General features: G+C 72.1%; 3 protein-coding genes and 1 pseudogene. 3 read left to right on the top strand and 1 reads right to left on the bottom strand.

The window, feature by feature from the left end:
* The coding region (locus Q6969_RS13875; protein WP_396335556.1) for a GntR family transcriptional regulator at positions 1 to 199 on the bottom strand (199 nt) is incomplete at its 3' end.
* A 93-nt stretch (positions 200 to 292) separates the two neighbouring features.
* Here Q6969_RS13875 and Q6969_RS13870 point away from each other — a divergent pair.
* The 3 genes and pseudogenes from Q6969_RS13870 to Q6969_RS13860 form a co-directional block, all read left to right on the top strand.
* Complete coding sequence (locus tag Q6969_RS13870; RefSeq protein ID WP_317230964.1) at positions 293 to 958, top strand: hypothetical protein; 666 nt, start codon at positions 293 to 295, stop codon at positions 956 to 958.
* An 88-nt stretch (positions 959 to 1,046) separates the two neighbouring features.
* Entirely contained in the window at positions 1,047 to 3,104 is a 2,058-nt protein-coding gene (locus Q6969_RS13865; RefSeq protein WP_317230963.1) for an APC family permease, read from the top strand.
* A gap of 202 nt (positions 3,105 to 3,306) precedes the next feature.
* Positions 3,307 to 3,951: pseudogene (locus tag Q6969_RS13860) on the top strand (hypothetical protein); the annotation flags it as partial.

Raw genomic sequence — 3,951 nt, 5'->3', positions numbered from 1 at the left:
CGGCGTAGGTGGCCGCGACGGTGGTGCGGCTGAGGCCGAGGGCCGCGGCGAGCTCGCGCTCGGCGGGCAGCCGCGCGCCCACCGGCACGCGGCCGTCGAGCACGAGGCGCCGGATGCCGTCGGCGAGCGCCCGGTACGCCGGGCTCCCCGTCCGGGTCCACTCGCCGAGCAGCCCGAGGAGGGCGGTGGTGCCGAGCACGGTGGAAGGAGCGGATCCGGACGGCGTCATGAGGCCACAGCCTGCCGATTGGCCACTTGTCCCGCAAGCCCCTGCCGCGATTGGATCTCCCACATGCTCCGTCGCTCAGTCCAGTTCGCCATCGGCATCTTCCTCTACGGCTTCGCCATCGGGATGATGCTCCAGGCGGGCATCGGCGTCTCCCCGTGGGACGTCCTCTCCCAGGGCGTCACCGTGCGCACCGGGCTCCCCTTCGGGCTGGTGACGAACATCATCGGCGCGCTCGTGCTGCTGCTCTGGATCCCCATCCGCCAGCGCCCCGGCTGGGGCACCGTGCTCAACGTCGTCTTCGTCGGCTACAGCGCCCAGGTCGCGCTCGTCGTCGTGCCGGTGGTCGACAGCCTCTGGATCCGCGTCCCGCTCTTCGCCGGCGGGCTCGTGCTCCTCGGGCTCGCGACGGGCCTCTACATCGGGGCGCACTTCGGCCCGGGCCCCCGCGACGGCCTCATGACGGGCATCCACCGCCGCACGGGGTGGCCGGTGTGGCGCGTGCGCGTGGGGATCGAGCTGGTCGTGCTCGGGATCGGCTGGGTCCTCGGCGGGAACGTGGGGCTCGGCACGCTCGCGTTCGCCCTCCTGATCGGCCCGATCGTCCAGCGGACCCTGCCCCTGTTCGACCTCCCCGTCCCCGTGCGGGAGCGCCGCCGGCGCGGCCGCGGCGGGCCGACCGGCGACGCCGCCGGGACCCTGCCCACGGGACCGGTCGCGACCGCCGGGTAGTCCGCGGGACGACGGGGATCCGGCGCCCGGGGAAGCCGCTCCCGGAACCGTCGCGACCCGGGCATGTCGCGGGGTATCGTTGCCGCTCGTGACTCCGGACCCCCAGGCTCCCGAGAGCAGTCCCGCCAAGCGGCTGCTCATCGGCGAGAAGCTCGCCAGCGACAAGCTCGAGGGCCAGCTGCTCCCCAAGCACCTGGCGCTGCCCATCTTCGCGAGCGACCCCCTGAGCTCGGTGGCCTACGCCCCGCAGGAGCTGCTCCTCATCCTCACGCTCGGCGGCCTCGCGTTCCTGAGCTTCGCGCCCTGGGTCGCGGCCTGCGTCGTGATCCTGCTCGTGGTCGTGGTCCTCAGCTACCGCCAGCTCATCAAGGCGTACCCGTCGGGCGGCGGCGACTACGAGGTCGCCCACAAGAACCTCGGGGAGAAGGCCGGCCTCGTCGTCGCGTCCGCGCTCCTCGTGGACTACATCCTCACCGTGGCCGTGTCGGTCGCCTCCGGCGTCGACAACATCATCAGCGCCATCCCCGAGATCGCCCCCTTCCGCGTCGAGATCGCGGTCTTCTTCGTGGCCCTCCTCGCGGCGGTCAACCTCCGCGGCGTCCGCGAGTCGAGCAAGGCGTTCGCGGTCCCCACGTACCTCTTCATCGCGAGCGTCGGCGTCATGATCGCGGTGGGCCTCGCCCGCACGGCGCTCGGCGACCCGCCCGTCGCCGAGTCCGCGGCGTACACGGTCGACACCCCGAGCCTGTCGCAGGTCGCCTTCATCCTGCTGCTGCTCCGGGCGTTCTCGAGCGGGTGCTCGGCCCTCACCGGCGTCGAGGCCATCTCGAACGGCGTGCCCGCGTTCCGCACGCCCAAGGTCAGGAACGCGCAGTCGACCCTCGTCATCATGGGCGGCACCGCCATCGTCCTGTTCGTCGGCCTCACGTCGCTGGCCCTCATCGCCCGCGTCCACTACGGCGAGCACCCGTGCGACCTCATCGGCTGGGCCGAGTGCGCCACGGAGCCGCAGAAGAGCCTCATGGCCCAGGTCGCGGCGGCCACGTTCGACGACGGCAGCATCATGTTCTACCTGCTGCAGGCCACCACCGCGGCCGTGCTGCTCCTCGCCGCCAACACCGCGTTCAACGGCTTCCCGCTGCTCGGCTCCGTGCTCGCGAAGGACGCCTACGCGCCCAAGTCGCTGCTGACGCGGGGCGACCGCCTCGTCTACAGCAACGGCATGCTGCTGCTGGCGCTCGGCGCGACGCTGATCCTCGTCGTGTACCAGGCGAACCTCACGCAGCTCATCCAGCTCTACATCATCGGCGTCTTCGTGTCGTTCACCCTCGGGCAGACGGGCATGGTGGTCCACTGGCTGCGGATGCTGCGGGCCGGGTGCGCCGACCGGGGCGAGGTCATCCGCAGCCTGTCCATCAACGCGTTCGGCGCGCTGCTCACCGCGCTGGTGCTCATCGTCGTCACCATCACCAAGTTCACGCACGGCGCCTGGCTGGTGTTCGCGATCATGCCGGTGCTGTTCCTCCTCATGCTCGGCGTCAACCGCTACTACCGGGACGTGGAGAAGGAGATCGAGGTCGACCCCGTCACGGTCTTCGGCTCCACGGGCGACCACGCGGTCGTGCTCGTCGGGCGCATGCAGAAGCCCGTCCTCAAGGCCCTCGACTACGCCATCGCCGCGAACCACGACAGCATCGAGGCCGTGCACGTCTCCATCGACGACGAGGCCACCAGGCTCCTGGAGCGGCAGTGGATCGACATGGAGATCGACATGCCGTTGCGCATCGTGGCCTCGCCGTATCGGGACATCAGCTTCCCGCTCATCAAGTACCTGAAGTCGCGCCGTGAGGAGCACGGCAGCGAGATCATCACGGTCTACACGCCCGTCTACATCGTCGGGCACTGGTGGGAGACGCTGCTGCACAACCACAAGGCGCGGCGGATCCGCCAGAAGCTGCTGCTCGTGCACGGCGTCACGCTGGCGCTGGTCCCGTGGCTGCTCGACTCCTCGGAGCTCATCTACGGCCGGCGCTCCCGTCCCGTCCCCGGCCAGGACCGTCGCGGCGAGCCCGTGCGACCGGCCGTCCGCCGCCAGGGTCCGCCCGTGACCCCGGTGAAGCACACCAGCGGGCGCAAGACGCCCTAGCGCGCAGCGCGCGGCGCGCGGCGCGCGGCGCGCGGCGCGCGGCGCATGGCGTATAGCGCATTCGCGCGCGAATTGTTAGGGGGCCCCGTTTTCGACGGGGCCCCTTCTCACTCCCCTCCCTGCGGAGTTGCGTAGGTCATCGCCGGGCCCTGCGGCTCCGGCGATCTCGAACACGATCACGATCAGCAGCGAGAGGGAACACATGTCGAACGACATCTCACCGGCGGTGCCCACGGGCGCCGGGACCGACGCCGACGACGCGTACGCGGTCGTCCCCGCCACCGTCACGTCGACGACCGGGACCGTCACGGGCGGCGCCGACGGCGGCGGCGGCAGCACGAAGGACACCGCGAAGGAGCAGGCCGCGGGCGTCGCCTCGGACGCCAAGGCCGGGACCCAGCACGTCGCCGGCGTCACGAAGGACGAGGCCGGGAAGGTCGCGTCGGAGGCGCGCAGCCAGATCCAGGGCCTCGTCAGCGAGACCCGCGACCAGCTCCGCCAGCAGACCGGCGTGCAGCAGGAGAAGGCGGCGGGCAGCCTGCGGACGCTCAGCGAGGAGCTCCGCGACATGGGCGACAGGTCGGAGAGCACCGGCCTCGCGAGCGAGCTCGTCGCCCAGGTCTCCCGTCGCGCGGGCAGCGCCGCCGACTACCTCGAGGGCCGCGACCCGGGGACGCTCCTCTCGGACGTCACCGACTTCGCGCGCCGCCGGCCGGGCCTCTTCGCGGGGCTCGCCGTCGTCGCGGGCGTCGCCGTCGGCCGCCTGACGCGCTCGCTCGCCAGCGAGGCCCACGACGAGGCCCGACCCGAGGCCCCGGGCACGACGGGCGCCACGGGCACGACGGGC

The organism is Clavibacter sp. MX14-G9D, from assembly GCF_032917815.1.
GTDB classification, from domain to species: Bacteria; Actinomycetota; Actinomycetes; order Actinomycetales; family Microbacteriaceae; genus Clavibacter; species Clavibacter michiganensis_K.
The sequence above is the reverse complement of the archived record's forward strand: the minus strand, read 5'-3'. Positions and strand labels throughout refer to the sequence as shown.

Coding starts and splice junctions, on each gene's coding strand:
- Q6969_RS13870 (WP_317230964.1), top strand. CDS start 293: ATGCTCCGTCGCTCAGTCCAGTTCGCCATCGGCATCTTCCTCTACGGC.